Genomic DNA, 17,925 nt, shown 5'->3' with positions numbered 1-17,925 from the left:
GAGATTTTATGTACGAGAGGATCCGTGAGAAGTTGGGAATATTAGCAGACGCTGCAAAATATGACGTATCGTGTTCATCCAGTGGAAGTAACCGGAAAAACGAAAATAGGGGGCTGGGCGACGCGGAGGGAACAGGAATCTGTCACACTTACACCGAAGATGGCCGGTGCGTTTCCTTGTTGAAGATTTTACTGACCAATCATTGCATTTTTGACTGCGCTTTTTGTGTTTCCCGCCGTAGCAATGACATCAAACGTGCCGCTTTTACGGTAGAGGAAGTCGTGGAGCTGACTATTAATTTTTACAGGCGCAATTATATAGAGGGGCTTTTTCTGAGTTCAGGAATTTTCAAGAATGCGGATTATACGATGGAACGCCTAGTCCGGATAGTTAAAAAACTGCGGACTGAGGAGCGCTTCAACGGCTATATTCATTTAAAAACGATCCCGGGAGCCAGTGAAGAATTGCTGAAAGAAGCGGGTATGTATGCTGACAGGATGAGCATTAACCTCGAAATGCCAACGGAGACCGGCCTCAAAATACTCGCTCCGGAAAAGTCGCACGAAGAGGTAAAAAAACCACTGGGTTACATTCAGCAAAGCATTACTCAATTTTCCGACGAAAAAGCGCTGATCAAAAGTGTCCCGAAATTCGTTCCGGCCGGCCAGAGCACACAGATTGTGATCGGCGCGACGCCGGATACCGACAAAGAGATTATGCATACTGCGAATGCATTTTATAAAAATTTCTCGCTTAAAAGGGTTTACTACTCTGGCTATATTCCGATCAGCAACGACAGTCGCCTGCCGGTAATCGGCTCACAACCACCTTTGATCCGCGAAAACCGGCTGTACCAGGCGGATTGGCTGATGCGGTTTTACGGTTTCAATGTGCAGGAAATCGTGAACGACGCACACCCTAATCTCGACGTAGACGTGGATCCGAAATTAAGCTGGGCCCTGCGACATTTGGAACACTTTCCGGTAGACGTAAATACCGCAGACTACCGCATGATCCTCCGCGTTCCGGGGATCGGCGTTTCGTCCGCACTTAAAATCGTCCAGGCGCGAAAGTTCGGCAGATTGTATAAAGACCATTTGAAAAAGATAGGTATCTCCTTCAATAAAGCGCGCCATTTTATCCGTTTCGCAGACAGCCCGGTGCAATTGAATGATTTCGAGGCGGGACACATTAAAGGGATTATCCTTTCTGAAAGTCATAGTAAGTATCAGAAAAACCCTTATAACCAGCTTTCGCTTTTTTAATGGAAACGTTTGTATTCGACGGAACGCTGGAAGGTTTGCTCACGGCTGTTTTTTACTGTTATCAAAAAAAGAGCGGCAGGGTGAAAATCGTGAGCAGCGCGCATTTTTATCCGGATGTTTTTCAGCAGCATTTTGAAGTGGTCAGCGAAGACGATAAAGCGAGGCGGGTTTGGGCAGGTTTAAAGACTAAGCTGGACAAGCAGTGGATGCTGAATTTTTATAAATCTTTTCTTTCCGAGCAGCCGCCGGCGTTTCAGCACCTGGTTGATTTTGCCAGATATATTATTGATAATGAACCCGGAGCAGAAAGCAACTACGGTAATCCCGACGTGCTGGCCATTTCGCAACTCAGTCAGAAAGTACATCGGGAAAAACATCGGATGGAAGCATTTATCCGGTTTCAGAAAACTTCGGACGGAATATTTTATGCACATATTGAGCCGGACTTCAACGTATTGCCGCTGTTGATCCCCCATTTCAAAAATCGTTATGCCGACCAGAAATGGATTATTTATGACCTGAAAAGGAAATATGGCCTGTTTTATGACCTGGAAAAGGTAGATGAAATCGTTTTTGATTTTTCAGAAGAAATGTCTCCGGGCCTTAACGCATTACCTGCACAGCTTTTGGATGAAAAAGAAGAGCTCTACACGATTTTATGGAAAGATTATTTCCGGAATGTCAATATTCCGGCACGCAGGAATATGAAACTCCATATTCGCCACGTGCCGAAAAGATATTGGAAGTATCTATCTGAAAAACAATCTGACGCTATTTGATTTTAGTACCCAACCATGCTTCCCTGAACTTTTGCATTTCAGGTGTGACGGTTTGGCCCAAAGTTTCATTGGGCACGACGAGTAGTCTGGGATTTTCGGTCAGTTCGATCGTCGCCAGCTTTGTTTCCTCGCGGTGTTTGTATTCAACCGTAATTTTATCACCTGGTTTATGTGACTGCAAAATCGCATTCAGGTCATTTTGTATGCCTGTATTCTTTCCCTCTACTTTCAAAATCTGGTCATCAATATCCAATCCGGCTGCATAAAGCGGTGATCCGATCAGGGTATTGTTTAAAATTGTGAGTCCCGGCCCTTCCTTGTAGCGCACATCTCCTATCCAGGCCTGGCCTTCCGACTGCCTTTTCAAAGTCAGCCCTGCTTTTGCAAGCAGCGGTTTGTAATTGAAGGATTCGTGCCCGTTTACATATTTAGCAAAGAAATCTGCGGCAAAATTTTTATCCTTTGAATAATCGGAAAGAACCTTTTGTAAATCAGCGACAGTATAGGGTATCTCAGGCTTTCCATGTTTTTGCCAGACCATCTTCATAAAATCATCCAGGTTCAATCCTTTCGATCTCAGTTCTAGGTCAAGAGCCAGTGCAACGGAGGCTCCATAGGGATAATAGGAAGCGTAAAAGTTAGGGTAGTTGGTTTTATCCACTGCCACGCCTGCATCGACAAAAACGGCCATATTACTTGCCTGGACAGGGGAAATCCGTTTCGCACCTACGGTATTTTCTTTGGTATTAACAAGTGCAGTCAGCGTTTGGCAGTATTCTGCCAGATCATCAAAGCCGGCCCTTTCGAGAATAAGATCGCCGTAATACTGGGTGAAACCTTCTGCAAACCAGAGCTCGAAACTCATATTGCTTTTTTCGAAATTGAACGGTTCCAGCGATTTCGGCCTGATCCGTTCGACATTCCAGGTGTGAAAAAATTCATGGGAAAACACGCCAAGTAACTGATCCGACCCATTAAAGGCAACCGGAATACTGATCATCGTGCTGTTCCGGTGCTCCATTCCGTCACCTTTAACATACGGGTTAATGCTCGCCAGGAAGGTGTATTGGGAAGATTCAAAAACAGGATATTCCCCGAAGACAGTCTTTGCCTCCTGCGTTATTTTCTTCACTTTATCCGCAAATTGGCTTGCCAGTGAATCACTTGCATTTGCTTCGAGCGCCAGTTTGAATTTCGATTGTTTTCCGTCAATGTTTTCCAGTGTCCACTCTTTCCATATCAGCTTGCCGATTTTGGTTGGCGAATCCATAAAGTACTGGAGACCCGGCGCCGTGAAAGTATGCGTGTCTTTGCCTTTAAGCAATTGCGTAGCAATCGTCCATTTGGAACCTTCCGGCAGGTTGAATTTCACTTCGATCGGGGCTTTTTCCAGATCTTTTACCCACATAAATGTCGCCGGCATATTCAGATGAATGCTTGACGGATCAATGCCCGCATACGTTCCGTCTGCATGGTTCGCGTAAAGCGTGTATTCAACCCTGGCAAAACCATTGATGCCTGAAACTTTATATACATCCCCGTCCACGCGTTGTATCGGAAGATTTTTACCGGATTTGTCGAAGGCCGAGACTTCGTAAACATTTTTCCCGTATTCATGCGTTGCATAACGGCCGGGAGAAGATCGGCTCATTCGGAATGTGAGCTCATGCTGAGGAACATCCGATACACTGACTTTGATATTCGCTTCATGATGTACGATATTCGGAAATGAAACATCATAGCTTATTTGCTGCGCCAGCGCATTCAATGCGATTATTTGAAGCGCAAAAATGGATAGTAGTTTTTTGGTCATGAAAAAATTGAAATGGCTCCTAACAATGCATCAAATTAAGAGATAAGTTTTACAATTTGCCGCCGCCAGAACGCATTCAGGTTTTTATTACTTATTTTTTCCATCCAAATCCAATTTTTACCTTAACCCGATGAAAAAATTATTACTAGTACTCACCTCGATTTTTCTTTTTTCACAAACATCTTTCAGTCAATCCAGAGCGCTATTAAACGGTAAAGACCTGAAAGGCTGGCATGTGGATGTCCCGGAAATGGATAAAGACCCGAATGTAAAATCTCCTTTTCTGATACGTGACGGGTTACTTGTAAGCCTCGGGAAGCCAGGCGGACATTTGATAACCGACGATCAGTTTGAAAATTTCCGACTTACGTTCCAATATCGCTTTGCGGGTAAGCCGGGCAACTGTGGGGCGCTGGTATTTGTATCCAAGCCCCGGGACTTATACGAAATGTTCCCAAAATCGATTGAAATTCAAATGATGCATCAAAATGCAGGAGATTTTTGGTGCATTCAGGAAAATATTACCGTACCCGACATGGAAAAAAGGCGGGGGCCAAAAGAGAAATGGGGCGTAAACGGAGACAAATTACGCCGTGTTCCGAACCTCACAGACGGGACAGAAAAACCTTTGGGCGAATGGAATTCCATGCACATTGAATGCGTTAAAAATTCAATTAAGGTGTGGCTGAATGGTGTACTGGTCAACTACGGCTACAATGCGACCGCGCAAAAAGGTCAAATCGCCCTGCAATCAGAAGGCGCCGAAGTTGAATTTAAGGAAGTAATGGTCACTCCTATTAAAACGTTGTCAAAATAATGTCTAAACTAAAATCCAGCAGGGTTTTCAGAAATGCGGTGATACTGAGCATTCTCGTAGCCAATATCGGTTGCGACCAGATTTCCAAACAGGTGGTCCGGAAACATGTTGGGTTTTATGAGCACATTAGTGTGATAAAAGATTATTTCACAATCACTTATGTAGAAAACACCGGCGCATTTCTGAGCATTGGCAGTAATCTGCCGAACACCTTTAAAATACTGATCCTATCCGTGATCCCGCTTATCGCCCTGATGTTTGGCGTATTTTATATTCTGGTTAAAAGAAATCTTACGCTTCTCAGCTCACTCGCACTCAGTTTCGCAATCGGCGGCGGAATTGGGAATATTTACGACAGGCTCGTGCACGGCTCCGTAACCGACTTTATGCACATCAATTTCGGCTTTTTTCAAACCGGTATCTTCAACATGGCCGACGTGTCCATTATGACCGGAATGTTCATTTTTCTGGTACAGTCATTGAGGAGGCAAGGCGGGAGGATGTTGGGGTAGCTGTTGGCGGTTAGCTATTAGCAATTAGAGGTTTGCGGTTTGCCAAAATGCTGTCATCAACTTAACAGTACCTAATAGCCAACAGCTAATAGCCAACAGCTAAAAGCCAACCACACAAAACAGGCGCTCCCATACGGAAAGCGCCTGTTTTGTGACGATGACTTGAAATTTACGCTCCCACCGACCGGCGAATAATATTCAGTGCCGAACCTGCTTTGAACCATTCGATCTGTTGTTCATTATAGGTATGGTTAACCGGAAACTCTTCATTTGTACCATCGTTGTGGTGCAAAACGATCGTTAGAGGCTGGCCTTCTGAGAAGGTTTCGAGGCCCAGGATATCGATGGTATCATCTTCCTGGATCTTGTCATAATCTGCCGTGTTGGCGAATGTAAGCGCCAGCATACCCTGCTTTTTCAGGTTCGTTTCGTGGATACGGGCGAAAGATTTTGTCAGAATCGCGCGCACACCAAGAAAGCGTGGCTCCATGGCGGCGTGCTCGCGGGATGATCCTTCGCCGTAGTTTTCGTCACCCACTACGATCGTCCCGATTCCATGCGCCTTGTAATCGCGCTGAACGTCAGGTACGCCTGCATATTGGTTGTCAAGCTGGTTCTTAACGGTATTGGTTTTCTCATTATAGAAGTTGACCGCACCGATCAGCATATTATTTGAGATATTATCAAGGTGACCGCGGTATTTCAACCAGGGCCCAGCCATCGAAATATGGTCAGTAGTACACTTACCTTTTGCTTTGATCAGCAATTTAAGGCCTTTCAGATCTGTTCCCTCCCATTCAGGAAACGGTTCAAGCAATTGCAGACGGTCGGAAGTAGGGCTTACCAAAACCTGGACCTGACTCGGATCTTCCGCCGGCGCCTGGTATCCTGCGTCCTCCACTGCAAATCCGTGTGTTGGAAGTTCCAGACCACTTGGTTCGTCGAGCATTACCTCTTCTCCATCCACATTGATCAGCTTGTCGGTACGCGGATCGAATGTAAGACGGCCGGCGATTGCCATCGCGGTTACGATTTCCGGCGAAGCAACGAATGAGTGGGTATTCGGGTTACCATCCGCACGTTTCGAAAAGTTACGGTTGAACGAAGTAATAATTGAATTTTTCTCTCCCTTTTCCGCGCCGTGACGTGCCCATTGGCCAATACAGGGGCCGCACGCATTTGCCAGAACCACACCGCCGATCTGTGCGAAGGTATCCAGGAAACCATCGCGGTCAACTGTATACCTAACCAGCTCAGAACCAGGGGTAATGGTATATTCAGAACTTACTTTTAACTTTTTATCAACAGCCTGCTGTGCCAGCGAAGCCGCACGGCTTACGTCTTCATAAGAGGAGTTGGTACAGGAACCGATCAATCCAACCGAAAGGACTTCCGGCCAGCCGTTTTCTTTCACTGCTGTTGCAAATTTGGAGAGTGGCCATGCCAGATCCGGCGTAAATGGTCCGTTGATATGCGGCTCCAGCGTAGAAAGATCCAGCTCTATCAGTTGATCGTAATAAGTTACAGGATCGGCGTATACCGCATCGTCGGAGCGTAGATGCTGTCTGATCGCGTCCGCAGCGTCTGCGATTTCCGCACGCTCCGTACCTCTCAGGTAAGCCGCACTCTTCTCATCGTAGGCAAAGATGGAGGTGGTAGCACCGATCTCAGCACCCATGTTGCAGATAGTTGCTTTACCAGTAGCCGAGATATTTTCGGCACCGTCACCAAAATACTCAACTACATAACCAGTGCCGCCTTTTACGGTCAGCTGCCCCGCTACCCAAAGAATTACATCTTTGGCAGCAGTCCAGCCACTTAATTTGCCGGTCAGTTTTACACCAATCAGTCTCGGCATTTTCAATTCCCACGCAAGTCCTGACATCACATCAGAGGCATCCGCCCCGCCGACGCCGATCGCGATCATTCCCAAACCGCCCGCATTTGGGGTATGAGAATCGGTACCGATCATCATACCGCCCGGGAATGCATAGTTTTCAAGTACGACCTGATGAATAATACCGGCACCCGCGCGCCAGAAACCGAGACCATATTTATTGGAAACAGAGGAAAGGAAATCGTAAACCTCCTTATTTTTATCAACCGCATTCTTCAAATCCTGCGCTGCGCCTACTTCTGCCTGGATCAGGTGATCGCAGTGCACCGTAGAAGGAACCGCAACCTGTGGCCTGCCTGCCTGCATAAATTGCAGAAGGGCCATCTGTGCAGTTGCATCCTGCATCGCTACGCGGTCAGGGGCGAAATCCACATATGACTTTCCCCTTTCATAAGTCTGAGAAGGGGTTCCTTCCCACAAATGGGAATATAGAATTTTCTCCGCCAGGGTCAGAGGTCGCCCAACAATTTTACGGGCAGCCCCCACTCTTTCTTCCATGCGGGCATAAACGCCCTTTATCATATCTAAGTCAAACGCCATATTTCTCAAATTAATGTTTACACATTCACGTTTGTCAACAATTGTACCAAGCAACGACTATCTGCTTAATTGCTTGACAGGAGGAGCGAATTTGGTCAATTCAATACCTACAACAGCCGCCTTATATTCATCCATATTCGGGATTCTTCCAAGGATTGCAGAAAGAACGACGACCGGTGTGGATGCGAGCAGCGATTCGCCTTTTTTACGGTCAGAATCTTCCACTACCCTACCCTGGAAAAGACGCGTCGAAGTTGCCAGAACCGTATCTCCTTTGGCCGCTTTTTCCTGGTTACCCATGCACAGGTTACAGCCCGGACGTTCCAGATACATCATATTTTCGTATTCCGTACGCGCCGCGACTTTCGGGGCTTTATCATCGAATTCGAAACCGGAATATTTTTGCAATACATCCCAGTCACCTTCATTCTTCAATTCTTCAATAATATTATAAGTAGGCGCAGCTACCACGAGCGGGGCATGAAACTCTACTTTACCCTGCTGCTCTTCCAGATTTCTGAGCATCTGCGACACGATTTTCAGGTCACCCTTGTGAACCATGCAGGAACCGACAAATCCAAGATCAACTTTTTTCTCATCCCCATAGAAAGAAATCGGACGAATTGTATCGTGCGTATATCTTTTGGAAACGTCTTTATTGTTAACATCGGGATCCGCAATCATTGGCTCTACGATCACATCCAGGTCAATAACAACCTCTGCATAATATTTTGCATTCGCATCCGGCACCAGCGCAGGTTTTTCGCCTGACTTAATTTCAGCAATTCTCTTATCTGCTCTGTTAATCAATCCCTGCAAAACCTGCTTGTGGTTTTCCATTCCCTTATCGATCATGATCTGGATCCTGTTTTTCGCAATTTCCAGTGATTCGATCAGGGTATCGTCTTCGGAAATACAGATGGAAGCCTTCGCCTTCATTTCTGCTGTCCAATCCGTAAATGTAAATGCCTGATCAGCTGGCAGCGTACCCAGGTGTACTTCGATGATCCGGCCCTGGAATACATTCTCTCCGCCAAACTGCTGGAGCATCTGAGCTTGTGTAGCATGCACCACATCACGGAAATCCATATGATCCTTCATATCGCCCTTGAACATTACTTTTACCGATTCGGGAATCGGCATCGATACCTCGCCGGTAGCCAGTGCAATCGCAACAGTTCCTGAATCCGCACCAAAAGCAACACCTTTTGACATCCTCGTATGAGAGTCGCCGCCGATGATGATCGCCCACTCGTCGACAGTAATGTCGTTAAGCACTTTATGGATCACGTCAGTCATTGAATGATATTCCCCTTTCGGGTCACGCGCAGTAATCAGGCCGAAATCATTCATGAACTTCATCAGTTTCGGAATGTTAGCCTGCGCCTTTTTATCCCAGACCGAAGCAGTGTGACAGCCTGATTGGTATGCACCATCTACGATGGGTGAAATCGTTGTGGCGGCCATAGATTCCAGTTCCTGAGCGGTCATAAGGCCAGTCGTATCCTGAGAACCGACGATATTAACCTCTACCCGAACATCTGAACCAGCATGCAAAACTTTACCCGGAGTAGTACCGACTGCATTTCTGTTAAATATTTTCTCTACGGCTGTCAGCCCCTGTCCCTCATTAGAAATTTCTTTTGACGCGGCGAATACAGGAGTAGGCTCAATACCTAATATCTTCGCCGCGACAGTCTGGATCTTTTTACCGAATACGATAGCATAGGATCCGCCGGCTCTGATAAACTCTTTTTTCTGAGGAGTAAGCGCCCTGGAAATGTCGATCAGTTCCTGGTCGCCTTTATAAAGTTTCTTTGTTTTTGTATTAATAGTAAGCACAGTGCCGGTAGCGACAGCGTAAACTTCTTCCAAAACAGGATCTCCACTTTCGTTGCGAACGATGTTCCCGTTCTCGTCCACTTTCTTAACCCAGTTTTTCAGGTCGATACCGATACCGCCTGTCACGTCAACAGTAGTAAGGAAAATCGGAGAGATACCATTTGTACCTCCGACGATCGGTGCGATATTGACAAACGGAACATATGGGCTGGCCTGCTTACCGGTCCAGAGCGCCACATTATTTACGCCTGACATCCTGGATGAACCTACACCCATAGTGCCCTTTTCGGCGACCAGCATCACACTTTTGTCAGGATGTTCCTCCTGCAATGCCTTGATCTGCTTTTGTGCAGCGGTTGTAATCATACATTGACCATGCAATTCACGGTCCGACCGGGAGTGGGCCTGGTTACCGGGAGAGAGCAAATCGGTCGAAATATCTCCCTCACCAGCAATGAAGGTAACGATTTTGATTTCTTCCGGAACTTCGGGCAGCTTCGTGAAGAATTCAGCGCGTGCATAACTTTCTAAAATTTCCTTCGCAACCTCATTACCGTTTTTGAAAGCTTCTTTCAAACGGTCTGTATCTGCGTCATAAAGGTAAACCTGAGTTTTAAGAACTTCGGCAGCCTGCTTGGCAATAGAAAGGTCCTCACCGAGGGCAAGATCCAGCAACACCCCGATTGAAGGGCCGCCTTTCATATGCGACAGCAATTCAAAGGCAAAGGCAGGTGATATTTCTTCAAGTACTGACTCTCCTAAAATAATTTCTTTCAGAAATCTGGCCTTAACCTCAGCTGCACTTGTGGTTCCCGGTAAGGTGTTGTAAATAAAAAATTTAAGAGAATCTTCCCGATATTCATTTGCGGGATCTTTGATCTGCGCGATGATCTCTCCAAGTAATTCTGCGCCATCAATTGGCTTTGGATGAAGCCCCTGGGTCTTTCTTTCTTCAATCTCCTGAATGTAGTCCTTATAAATGTTCATGATAGAGTTCTTTTCAATGACGTTTCATCATGTGTAAATGAAAAGCCATATTAATTAACTGTAAATGGATTATTTGTTGTTAAGAAAACGCGCAAAATTACGAATTTACCCAATATACGCCGGGTATTTGCCAGATTTTACCCACTATTTAGCATCATTATATTCTAACGGTACATATAGATAACCCGCCCCCATTTCTTTTTGTTCTCGCCCTGACTTTATTTCATTCGTTATTAAAACATTTGACCTGAATACTGAACTTCTACCCTTATATTTTGCCCCTCCTTTTACGGCAGCTTTGATTTTTTGTTGGATTGTGCCCTATATTTGGACATTCAAAGTGCTACCAGATTCCTTAAATCCAAAATTATGTCGAAAAATCTGGTGATCGTAGAGTCACCGGCGAAGGCCAAAACCATTGAAAGTTATTTAGGGCAGGATTTCACCGTTAAGTCGAGTTTCGGACACGTCAGGGACCTCCCGGAACATGATATGGGCGTGGATGTTGAACATGAATTTCAACCCTCGTATGAGATCTCGTCGGACAAGGTCAAAGTCATTTCCGAACTAAAAAAACTGGCAAAGGGTGCTGAAGTATGGCTTGCGACGGATGATGACCGCGAAGGAGAAGCCATTTCGTGGCATTTAAAAGAAGCACTCGGCCTGCCCGACGATACCAAGCGTATCGTGTTCAGGGAAATCACCAAAACCGCATTACAAAATGCGATCACCAAACCCCGCGTAATCGATACAGACCTCGTGGACGCCCAGCAAGCCCGCAGGATCCTCGACCGTCTGGTGGGATATGAGCTGTCTCCGGTACTTTGGAAAAAAATAAGGATTGGTAAATCAAACCTCTCTGCCGGCCGCGTACAATCTGTTGCAGTGCGTATTATTGTTGAGAGAGAAAGGGAAATTGATGCATTCAGAACGAAAAACAGCTTTAAAATAACCGCTCATTTCAATTTGGGAAATGGCAAGGTGCTCAATGCTGAACTTTCAAAAAGCTTTACTACTGAGGAAGAAGCTGTTAAGTTTCTGGAAAGATGCATCGGCGCTCAATTTTCGATCAAAAATCTTGAAGTAAAACCTGCAAAAAAAACACCTGCACCACCATTCACAACTTCAACTTTACAACAGGAAGCTTCCCGGAAGCTCAGCTTTTCAGTAGCGCAGACCATGACTGTCGCACAGCGGCTGTACGAAGCTGGTAAAATTTCCTATATGCGTACCGACTCTACCAATTTGTCGGAAGAAGCCCTGGAAAAAGCAAGGCAGCAGATTACGAAGGAATACGGTCAGGAATACTATAATAAGAGGATATTCAAAACGAAATCCGAATCGGCACAGGAAGCGCACGAAGCGATCCGCCCGACGGATTTCTCAGCGCTATCGGCCAGCAGCGACCGCAATGAACAGCGACTGTACGAACTGATCTGGAAACGCGCCATCGCTTCCCAGATGTCTGACGCACAGCTGGAAAGAACTACCGCCACGATTGGCATATCTACCACGCCGGAGGAATTGGTAGCACAAGGCGAAGTGATCAAATTCGAAGGATTTCTAAAGGTATACCTGGAATCCAGCGACGAAGAAGGAGACGAAGAGCAGAAGGGAATGCTGCCTCCTCTGAATATCGGTCAGGTTCTGGACCTTGGCGATATGAAGGCGACAGAGCGTTTCACACGTAACCCACCGCGCTATACGGAGGCGAGTTTGGTGAAGAAACTGGAGGAAATGGGTATCGGGCGGCCGTCTACGTACGCGCCTACCATTTCGACGATCCTCAAAAGGGAATATATCGTAAAGGAAGACCGGCCCGGTACGGAGCGTGAGTTCAAGGAGTTCACACTGGCCAACGACCAGATCAAGAGCAAGGTTAATAAAGAAATTTATGGTTCGGAAAAGGCAAAGCTATTCCCTACCAGCACCGGAATGGTTGTCAATGACTTTTTGGTAAGCCATTTCCAGGATATTATCGATTACTCCTTCACTGCAAGTGTGGAAAAGGATTTTGACAATATTGCTGACGGACAGCTCGCCTGGCGTCAGATGATCAAAAACTTTTACACGCCATTTCAAAAGAAAGTAGCCGAAGCGAAAGAGGAAGCAATTGACAGAAGTCTGACTTCCAGGGACTTGGGAGAAGATCCTGCTACCGGCAAGAAAGTATCGGTACGCATCGGAAAGTACGGGCCATATGTCCAGATCGGCGATGCGGAAGACGAAGAAAAACCGAAGTTCGCCAGTCTGCAGAAAGGCCAGCTGATGGAATCGATCACGCTGGATGAGGCATTTGAACTTTTCAAGCTCCCGCGTGAAGTCGGTACTTTTGAAGATAAAGAGCTGATTGTCAATATTGGGAAATTCGGACCCTATGTGAAGCATGACGGGAAATATTTCTCCCTGGCAAAAACCGATGATCCGATGGCTGTTACCGAAGACAGACTCGTTGAAATTATCGCTGAGAAACGTCTGCAGGACAGTAACCGGACGATCAAGGAGTTTGCAGAGGATGCCGATGCAAAGGTTTTGAATGGAAAATATGGGCCTTACATTGCTTTTGGTAAAAAGAACGTGAAGATCCCGAAAGGTACCAGCCCGGCCGACCTGACTTATGAAGAAGTTGTGAAACTGGCAGCGGAAACACCCGATAAACCAGCGGGCAGAGGTGCGAAAAAGCCAGCAGCGAAAGCTCCGGCAGCGAAAAAACCAGCAGCAAAGAAACCAGCTGCGAAGAAACCAGCTGCAAAAAAAGAGTAGTGATTAACAGAGAATGAGCCACAGGTAAAGACCAGAGATTAGCAAGTAACATTAGTGCTACATTCGTGCATTCGTGGCAAAACCAATACAAACACACATTAAAATGAAAAAGCTCATAGTGCTCTCCGGAGCGGGAATCAGCGCCGAAAGCGGCATTAGTACCTTTCGCGATAACGGCGGCTTGTGGGACAACTACCGCATCGAAGACGTGGCAACCCCCGAAGCCTGGGCCCGCAATCAGGAGCTTGTGCTGGATTTCTATAACCAGCGTAGAAAGCAGGCATACGAAGTGAAACCAAATGCCGCACACTACGCGCTGGTTGACCTGGAAAAACATTTTGATGTGACGATCATCACACAAAATGTTGACAATCTGCATGAAGTAGCCGGCTCTTCCCATGTGATCCATTTGCATGGCGAGCTTTTCAAATCGCGCAGTACGAAAAATCCCGCTCTCATTTATGAAATGACTTCCTGGGAGCTTAAAACGGGTGATTTGTGTGAGGAAGGCAGTCAGCTCCGCCCGCATATTGTCTGGTTCGGGGAAGAAGTCCCGATGATGGAAGTGGCGATGGATGTGACCGAGCAGGCGGACATTTTCCTGGTGATCGGTACTTCCCTGGCTGTTTATCCGGCGGCAGGCCTGGTGCATTATGTTCCCGCAGGCAGGCCGATTTATCTGATCGATCCCGTCCAGCCGGACATTCGCCTGAAACCCAATATGACTTTCATTCAGGAAAAAGCTTCGACGGGAATGGAGATTTTGACAAAGAAATATTTATTATCAGATCAATAGCGAATGCAACTACTCGACGGGAAGGCCATTTCTTCCCAAATTAAATCCGAAATAAAAGAAGAAGTCGAAAAATGGGTCGCCGGGGGCGGCAAAAAACCACACCTGGCGGCTATTTTAGTTGGCAGTGACGGTGCTAGTGAAACATATGTGGCTTCCAAAATCCGGAGCTGCGAGGAGATCGGGTTCTCCTCTACCCTGCTCCGGTTCGAACCAGGTATCGCTGAGGCCGAGCTGCTGAAAGCCGTAGAATCGCTGAACAACGATCCCGACGTGGATGGCTTTATCGTGCAGCTTCCTCTCCCTGCTCACATTTCCGAAAATACGGTGATGGAAGCAATTGATCCCGCAAAGGATGTAGACGGTTTCCACCCGGTCAATGTCGGTAAGATGTGCAAGGGGTTACCTGCGTACATTTCAGCGACTCCTTTCGGTATCCTCGAAATGCTGATCCGCGCAAAGATTGAAACCAGTGGCAAGCATTGCGTGGTAGTTGGTCGCAGCCAGATTGTAGGCTTGCCGATGAGTATATTAATGCAGCGAAATGGCTATCCCGGTAACTGTACCGTTACCATCACCCATAGTAAAACGCAAAATCTGAAAGAAATCTGTCAAAGCGCCGACATCCTGATCGCGGCTTTGGGACGCGCTGACTTTATTAAAGCGGATTACGTGAAAGAAGGGGCGGTTGTGATAGACGTGGGCATTACCCGCGTTGCAGACGCTACCAAGAAGAGCGGATACTCAATAAAAGGAGACGTTGATTTCAATGACGTTGCTCCAAAAACTAGCTACATTACACCTGTTCCAGGAGGAGTTGGCTTGATGACGATCTGCGGTTTACTAACCAATACATTCAAAGCTGCTAAGAAGGAAATATATAAATAACCTGGATTATAAGTCCGGATTCCAGCCGGATTATCTGCATTTCCAAATTGCAGGTAATCCGGTTTTTTGTTACGTTATTTGATTTTTGCTAAAAGATTTGTCAATTAGCATCAGATTTCAAATAGCTGCGGTTTATGAGCATTGTAAGCAATAACATCAAATACCTGCGCAGACTGAACGGGCTGACGCAGGAGCAATTTGCCCGAAAAATAGCGATCAAACGCTCCCTTTTGGGTGCCTACGAAGAAGCCCGGGCCAATCCAAATTTGACTAATCTCAAAAATATGGCGGCAGCTTTCGGCATTACCGTTGACAATTTGCTAAAAAATGATCTCAGAAAACTAAGGGAAACACCTGATTTGTCGTTACCGCTGGCGCAAACCAAGCCAATGACCGTTTCACATTCAGGAAATGTTCCGGCTCCGGCGCAACCGAGAACGCCTACTTACGCCGAGCCGCAGCCACTTGCCAGAATCATGGACAAATACCAGCAGCCCGAGCAGCCGCTTAGAATGGTTTCCAGGCAAGTCAATCTCAAACCGGTCAGCGGCGAAGTACCGCCGGCTCAGCAACCGCGAACAATGAATTACGCCAATCCGGAACCGCCACAGCCTGCGAATCAAATGTCCAATCAGTTGCCTGTTTTCAATAATCAGGTTCAACCGACCCAGTTTAACGCAGGCCGGGAAGAGCGTCCGAACATTTATCAAACAGTTCAGTGGGTTGCGCTGAATACGCAGCAACATTATCTTGCCAACTTTCAAAATCCCTCTTACCTGACGAATTTGCCCTCTTTTCAGCTCCCTAACCTGCCTACCGGTTATTATCGGGCCTTTGAGGCGGGAGAAGATTACGCTTACCCGGGGTCAATACTGGTAGGCACATTCGTTCGTAACTGGTATGATATTCACGACGGGATGCAATATGTTTTTGTCCTGAAAAGTGAGGGTATCGTTAGCAGAATTGCTTTTAACCACGTCAAAACCTCTGGTTTCCTCCTGCTGGCCTCCGATAACCCGGCCGTTGCCGAGCTGGAAACTCCATTGCAGGATGTTCTGGAAGTATGGGAAATAAAGGCATTCATCAGCCTGCAAATGCCAGCCCCGCAGCCTTCGCTCGATCGCATTTTTCAACTTGTGGATGAATTGCAGATCGAGCTTGGTCAATACCGGCAGCAGGACATTTAGTATTACGCTAAACTTTTCTTCCCAGCGTACTAAACAAGGTCTCAATCTTGGAAAGGTCTTTACTTTTGGATGTGGTTTCCAGTACCGCCACGCCCATTTGATACCATAAACCATCGCCGGCTGTAAGATATTTACCTTTCTGTGAGGGCTTTACATCTACCGCATTGTCCGCGACAAATTCCGCCCTGTAAACTGTGTCCATGATTTGCTGTAATTGCGTCCATTCCAGATCGTGGGGAGTTCCATTATTTTTACTAATCGTAAAAGATTTATTAGCAAAGGAAGCTTTGAGGTCAAGCCGCGTGGATTTTTCACTCTCAATTTCCAGAAATGACAATTCAAAAGGTTTTTCACGTCCGCTGGTTTCGAAAATTGCCTGCATCATTTCCTGCAAGAAATACGACCAGCGCTCCTTGTCCACAGGATAAATCGTAACCCGTTTCTGATTTTCTTCGAGCTCTATTTCTATGAAATCCTCATATTCATTTTCCTCCCGCTTTCTGATCATTTTGGAAGAAGTGAAAATCTGCTCGAACTCAGTGATCCAGTTTTCGGGCATGGGACCCTGCCATTTGTAGTCATCGTCGGTCGTAAAGCCTTCGTCGTAGATCTCATCCTCTGAAAGCTCGTCCCTGTCTTTGTACCGGATCTCGAAATCCACTTCCAGTTCATTATCAGAAACCAGATTTAATTTGACTGCATAATAGTGCGCAAAAGGTGCAGGAACGACAGGCGCGGTTTCGAACCTGATGATATACAGACCTGGTATTTGAAGATTCTTATCCATTTAAGATGGGGAAAACGGTTGAAATGAACGGCGTTTGTCTACCTTACCGGTAGGCGTTTTTGCGAATTCGTCTGCAAAGTAAATATGTTTCGGAGTTTCATAAGCCGAACTCCGTTTCCTTATTTCATCTAAAATCAAATGCGCGGCGATTGTAAGCGGCTTTCCTTCCACCAGAAGTACCAGTTTCTGACCAAGCTTTTCATCGTTTATATACCAGGAAAAGAATGCGTTGGCTATTTCAAGATCGAAAAAAGTCTGCGCTACAATTGCGTCGACCTGATCCAGCACAATCTTGACCCCGCCGGAATTGATCACGTGATCAGCACGCCCGAGCCATTTGAAGGTAGTACCATTGATTTCAACCAAATCATTGGTCTGGACGATTTCGTTCCTTGTGACAGCACCTGAAACAAACAAGCAGCCTCTTTCGTCAACACCGAAATGAAGACCCGGCAAAAATGTATAATGCTCTTCTGCCTCCGGGAAGTTGAGTTTGCGAAGCGCTATGTGCGAAACCGTTTCCGTCATCCCGTAACTTTGAAAAACCGGTATCCCGATTCCTGAAATTTCATTCAGCAACCTGATACCAACCGGTGCGCCGCCCAGGAGCACTTTTCCCATGCTTCCCGTTCTGTTTTTAGTCAATTGATTTTCAAGAATATTCGCCAATTGCAGTGGGACAAGCGCAGTAAAGTCAAATTCTGCTGCATCATCGACGTCAAGCAGTGGATTGGACGAGGGCTCAATAACGGTTAACTGCCAATTCAGCTCCATTCCGCGAACGAGCATCATCAGGCCGGCGATGTAGTTAACATTCAGGCAAACCAATGCACGCGTACCGGCACCGAGGTTAAGCGCTTCTCCCGTCGCCAATGCACTGCTGATCAGCTGATTTCTGAAAACATGAATGGGTTTCGGTGTGCCTGTTGAGCCGGAAGTGTGCAATACAAATTCAGCCTGGCCGGTTTTCCAGGCGCGCATAAAGTCGTGGACTTTGGCGAGATATGCATCCTCCGGCTGGGGCAATTCCCAAAAATCCTTTGATAAAACCATCT

At 46.5% G+C, this 17,925-nt stretch carries 13 protein-coding genes; 8 read left to right on the top strand and 5 right to left on the bottom strand.

Going from position 1 to position 17,925, the window contains the following annotated elements; genetic code table 11:
• Positions 1-8: 8 nt before the first annotated feature.
• Both FXO21_RS24520 and FXO21_RS24515 read left to right on the top strand, forming a co-directional pair.
• Positions 9-1,265 (top strand): putative DNA modification/repair radical SAM protein, encoded by a 1,257-nt coding sequence (locus FXO21_RS24520; protein WP_149642555.1) that lies wholly within the window; start codon positions 9-11, stop codon positions 1,263-1,265.
• On the top strand, positions 1,265-2,044 hold the full coding sequence (locus FXO21_RS24515) for a TIGR03915 family putative DNA repair protein (protein ID WP_149642554.1): 780 nt from the start codon (positions 1,265-1,267) through the stop codon (positions 2,042-2,044). The genes FXO21_RS24520 and FXO21_RS24515 overlap by 1 nt, the downstream gene beginning before the upstream one ends.
• Here FXO21_RS24515 and FXO21_RS24510 read toward each other — a convergent pair.
• Entirely contained in the window at positions 2,037-3,857 is a 1,821-nt protein-coding gene (locus FXO21_RS24510; RefSeq protein WP_149642553.1) for a M61 family metallopeptidase, read from the bottom strand. The genes FXO21_RS24515 and FXO21_RS24510 overlap by 8 nt on opposite strands.
• A 130-nt stretch (positions 3,858-3,987) precedes the next feature.
• On the opposite strand from FXO21_RS24510, the gene FXO21_RS24505 reads away from it, so the two are divergent.
• Together FXO21_RS24505 and lspA are read left to right on the top strand one after the other, a co-directional pair.
• A complete protein-coding gene (locus FXO21_RS24505) occupies positions 3,988-4,674 on the top strand; it encodes a 3-keto-disaccharide hydrolase (protein ID WP_149642552.1) in 687 nt (228 codons plus the stop codon).
• On the top strand, positions 4,674-5,186 hold the full coding sequence (gene lspA / locus FXO21_RS24500; protein ID WP_149642551.1) for a signal peptidase II: 513 nt from the start codon (positions 4,674-4,676) through the stop codon (positions 5,184-5,186). Before FXO21_RS24505 ends, lspA begins: the two co-directional genes overlap by 1 nt.
• A 169-nt stretch (positions 5,187-5,355) precedes the next feature.
• Here lspA and FXO21_RS24495 read toward each other — a convergent pair whose 3' ends face one another.
• Both FXO21_RS24495 and FXO21_RS24490 read right to left on the bottom strand, forming a co-directional pair.
• Positions 5,356-7,623, bottom strand: coding sequence for an aconitate hydratase (locus FXO21_RS24495; protein ID WP_149642550.1), 2,268 nt, complete (start codon positions 7,621-7,623; stop codon positions 5,356-5,358).
• 57 nt (positions 7,624-7,680) lie between these two features.
• Positions 7,681-10,452, bottom strand: a complete 2,772-nt coding sequence (locus FXO21_RS24490; RefSeq protein ID WP_149642549.1) for a bifunctional aconitate hydratase 2/2-methylisocitrate dehydratase — start codon at positions 10,450-10,452, stop codon at positions 7,681-7,683.
• Between the two features lie 369 nt (positions 10,453-10,821).
• Here FXO21_RS24490 and topA point away from each other — a divergent pair, with 369 nt between their 5' ends.
• The 4 genes from topA to FXO21_RS24470 all read left to right on the top strand — a co-directional run bounded on the left by topA (position 10,822) and on the right by FXO21_RS24470 (position 16,083).
• Positions 10,822-13,215 carry a type I DNA topoisomerase gene (gene topA / locus FXO21_RS24485; protein ID WP_149642548.1) on the top strand — a complete coding sequence of 798 codons (2,394 nt, stop codon included), beginning with the start codon at positions 10,822-10,824 and terminating at the stop codon, positions 13,213-13,215.
• 103 nt (positions 13,216-13,318) lie between these two features.
• Positions 13,319-14,011 (top strand): SIR2 family NAD-dependent protein deacylase, encoded by a 693-nt coding sequence (locus FXO21_RS24480; protein WP_149642547.1) that lies wholly within the window; start codon positions 13,319-13,321, stop codon positions 14,009-14,011.
• A gap of 3 nt (positions 14,012-14,014) precedes the next feature.
• Positions 14,015-14,896, top strand: a complete 882-nt coding sequence (locus tag FXO21_RS24475) for a bifunctional 5,10-methylenetetrahydrofolate dehydrogenase/5,10-methenyltetrahydrofolate cyclohydrolase (protein ID WP_149642546.1) — start codon at positions 14,015-14,017, stop codon at positions 14,894-14,896.
• A gap of 134 nt (positions 14,897-15,030) precedes the next feature.
• The gene (locus tag FXO21_RS24470) at positions 15,031-16,083 is read left to right on the top strand and encodes a helix-turn-helix transcriptional regulator (RefSeq protein WP_149642545.1); all 1,053 of its coding nucleotides are present in this window, start codon (positions 15,031-15,033) and stop codon (positions 16,081-16,083) included.
• Between the two features lie 7 nt (positions 16,084-16,090).
• Here FXO21_RS24470 and FXO21_RS24465 read toward each other — a convergent pair whose 3' ends face one another.
• Together FXO21_RS24465 and FXO21_RS24460 are read right to left on the bottom strand one after the other, a co-directional pair.
• On the bottom strand, positions 16,091-16,870 hold the full coding sequence (locus tag FXO21_RS24465) for a hypothetical protein (RefSeq protein WP_149642544.1): 780 nt from the start codon (positions 16,868-16,870) through the stop codon (positions 16,091-16,093).
• The gene (locus FXO21_RS24460; RefSeq protein ID WP_149642543.1) at positions 16,871-17,923 is read right to left on the bottom strand and encodes an AMP-binding protein; all 1,053 of its coding nucleotides are present in this window, start codon (positions 17,921-17,923) and stop codon (positions 16,871-16,873) included.
• Between the last annotated feature and the right edge of the window lie 2 nt (positions 17,924-17,925).

The sequence above is a fragment of the Dyadobacter sp. UC 10 genome (genome assembly GCF_008369915.1).
Lineage (GTDB): Bacteria > Bacteroidota > Bacteroidia > Cytophagales > Spirosomataceae > Dyadobacter.
The sequence above is the reverse complement of the archived record's forward strand: the minus strand, read 5'-3'. Positions and strand labels throughout refer to the sequence as shown.

Coding starts and splice junctions, on each gene's coding strand:
- FXO21_RS24470 (WP_149642545.1), top strand. CDS start 15,031: ATGAGCATTGTAAGCAATAACATCAAATACCTGCGCAGACTGAACGGG.
- FXO21_RS24465 (WP_149642544.1), bottom strand. CDS start 16,870: ATGGATAAGAATCTTCAAATACCAGGTCTGTATATCATCAGGTTCGAA.
- lspA (WP_149642551.1), top strand. CDS start 4,674: ATGTCTAAACTAAAATCCAGCAGGGTTTTCAGAAATGCGGTGATACTG.
- FXO21_RS24460 (WP_149642543.1), bottom strand. CDS start 17,923: ATGGTTTTATCAAAGGATTTTTGGGAATTGCCCCAGCCGGAGGATGCA.
- FXO21_RS24515 (WP_149642554.1), top strand. CDS start 1,265: ATGGAAACGTTTGTATTCGACGGAACGCTGGAAGGTTTGCTCACGGCT.
- FXO21_RS24505 (WP_149642552.1), top strand. CDS start 3,988: ATGAAAAAATTATTACTAGTACTCACCTCGATTTTTCTTTTTTCACAA.
- FXO21_RS24510 (WP_149642553.1), bottom strand. CDS start 3,857: ATGACCAAAAAACTACTATCCATTTTTGCGCTTCAAATAATCGCATTG.
- FXO21_RS24520 (WP_149642555.1), top strand. CDS start 9: ATGTACGAGAGGATCCGTGAGAAGTTGGGAATATTAGCAGACGCTGCA.
- FXO21_RS24495 (WP_149642550.1), bottom strand. CDS start 7,623: ATGGCGTTTGACTTAGATATGATAAAGGGCGTTTATGCCCGCATGGAA.
- topA (WP_149642548.1), top strand. CDS start 10,822: ATGTCGAAAAATCTGGTGATCGTAGAGTCACCGGCGAAGGCCAAAACC.
- FXO21_RS24475 (WP_149642546.1), top strand. CDS start 14,015: ATGCAACTACTCGACGGGAAGGCCATTTCTTCCCAAATTAAATCCGAA.
- FXO21_RS24490 (WP_149642549.1), bottom strand. CDS start 10,452: ATGAACATTTATAAGGACTACATTCAGGAGATTGAAGAAAGAAAGACC.
- FXO21_RS24480 (WP_149642547.1), top strand. CDS start 13,319: ATGAAAAAGCTCATAGTGCTCTCCGGAGCGGGAATCAGCGCCGAAAGC.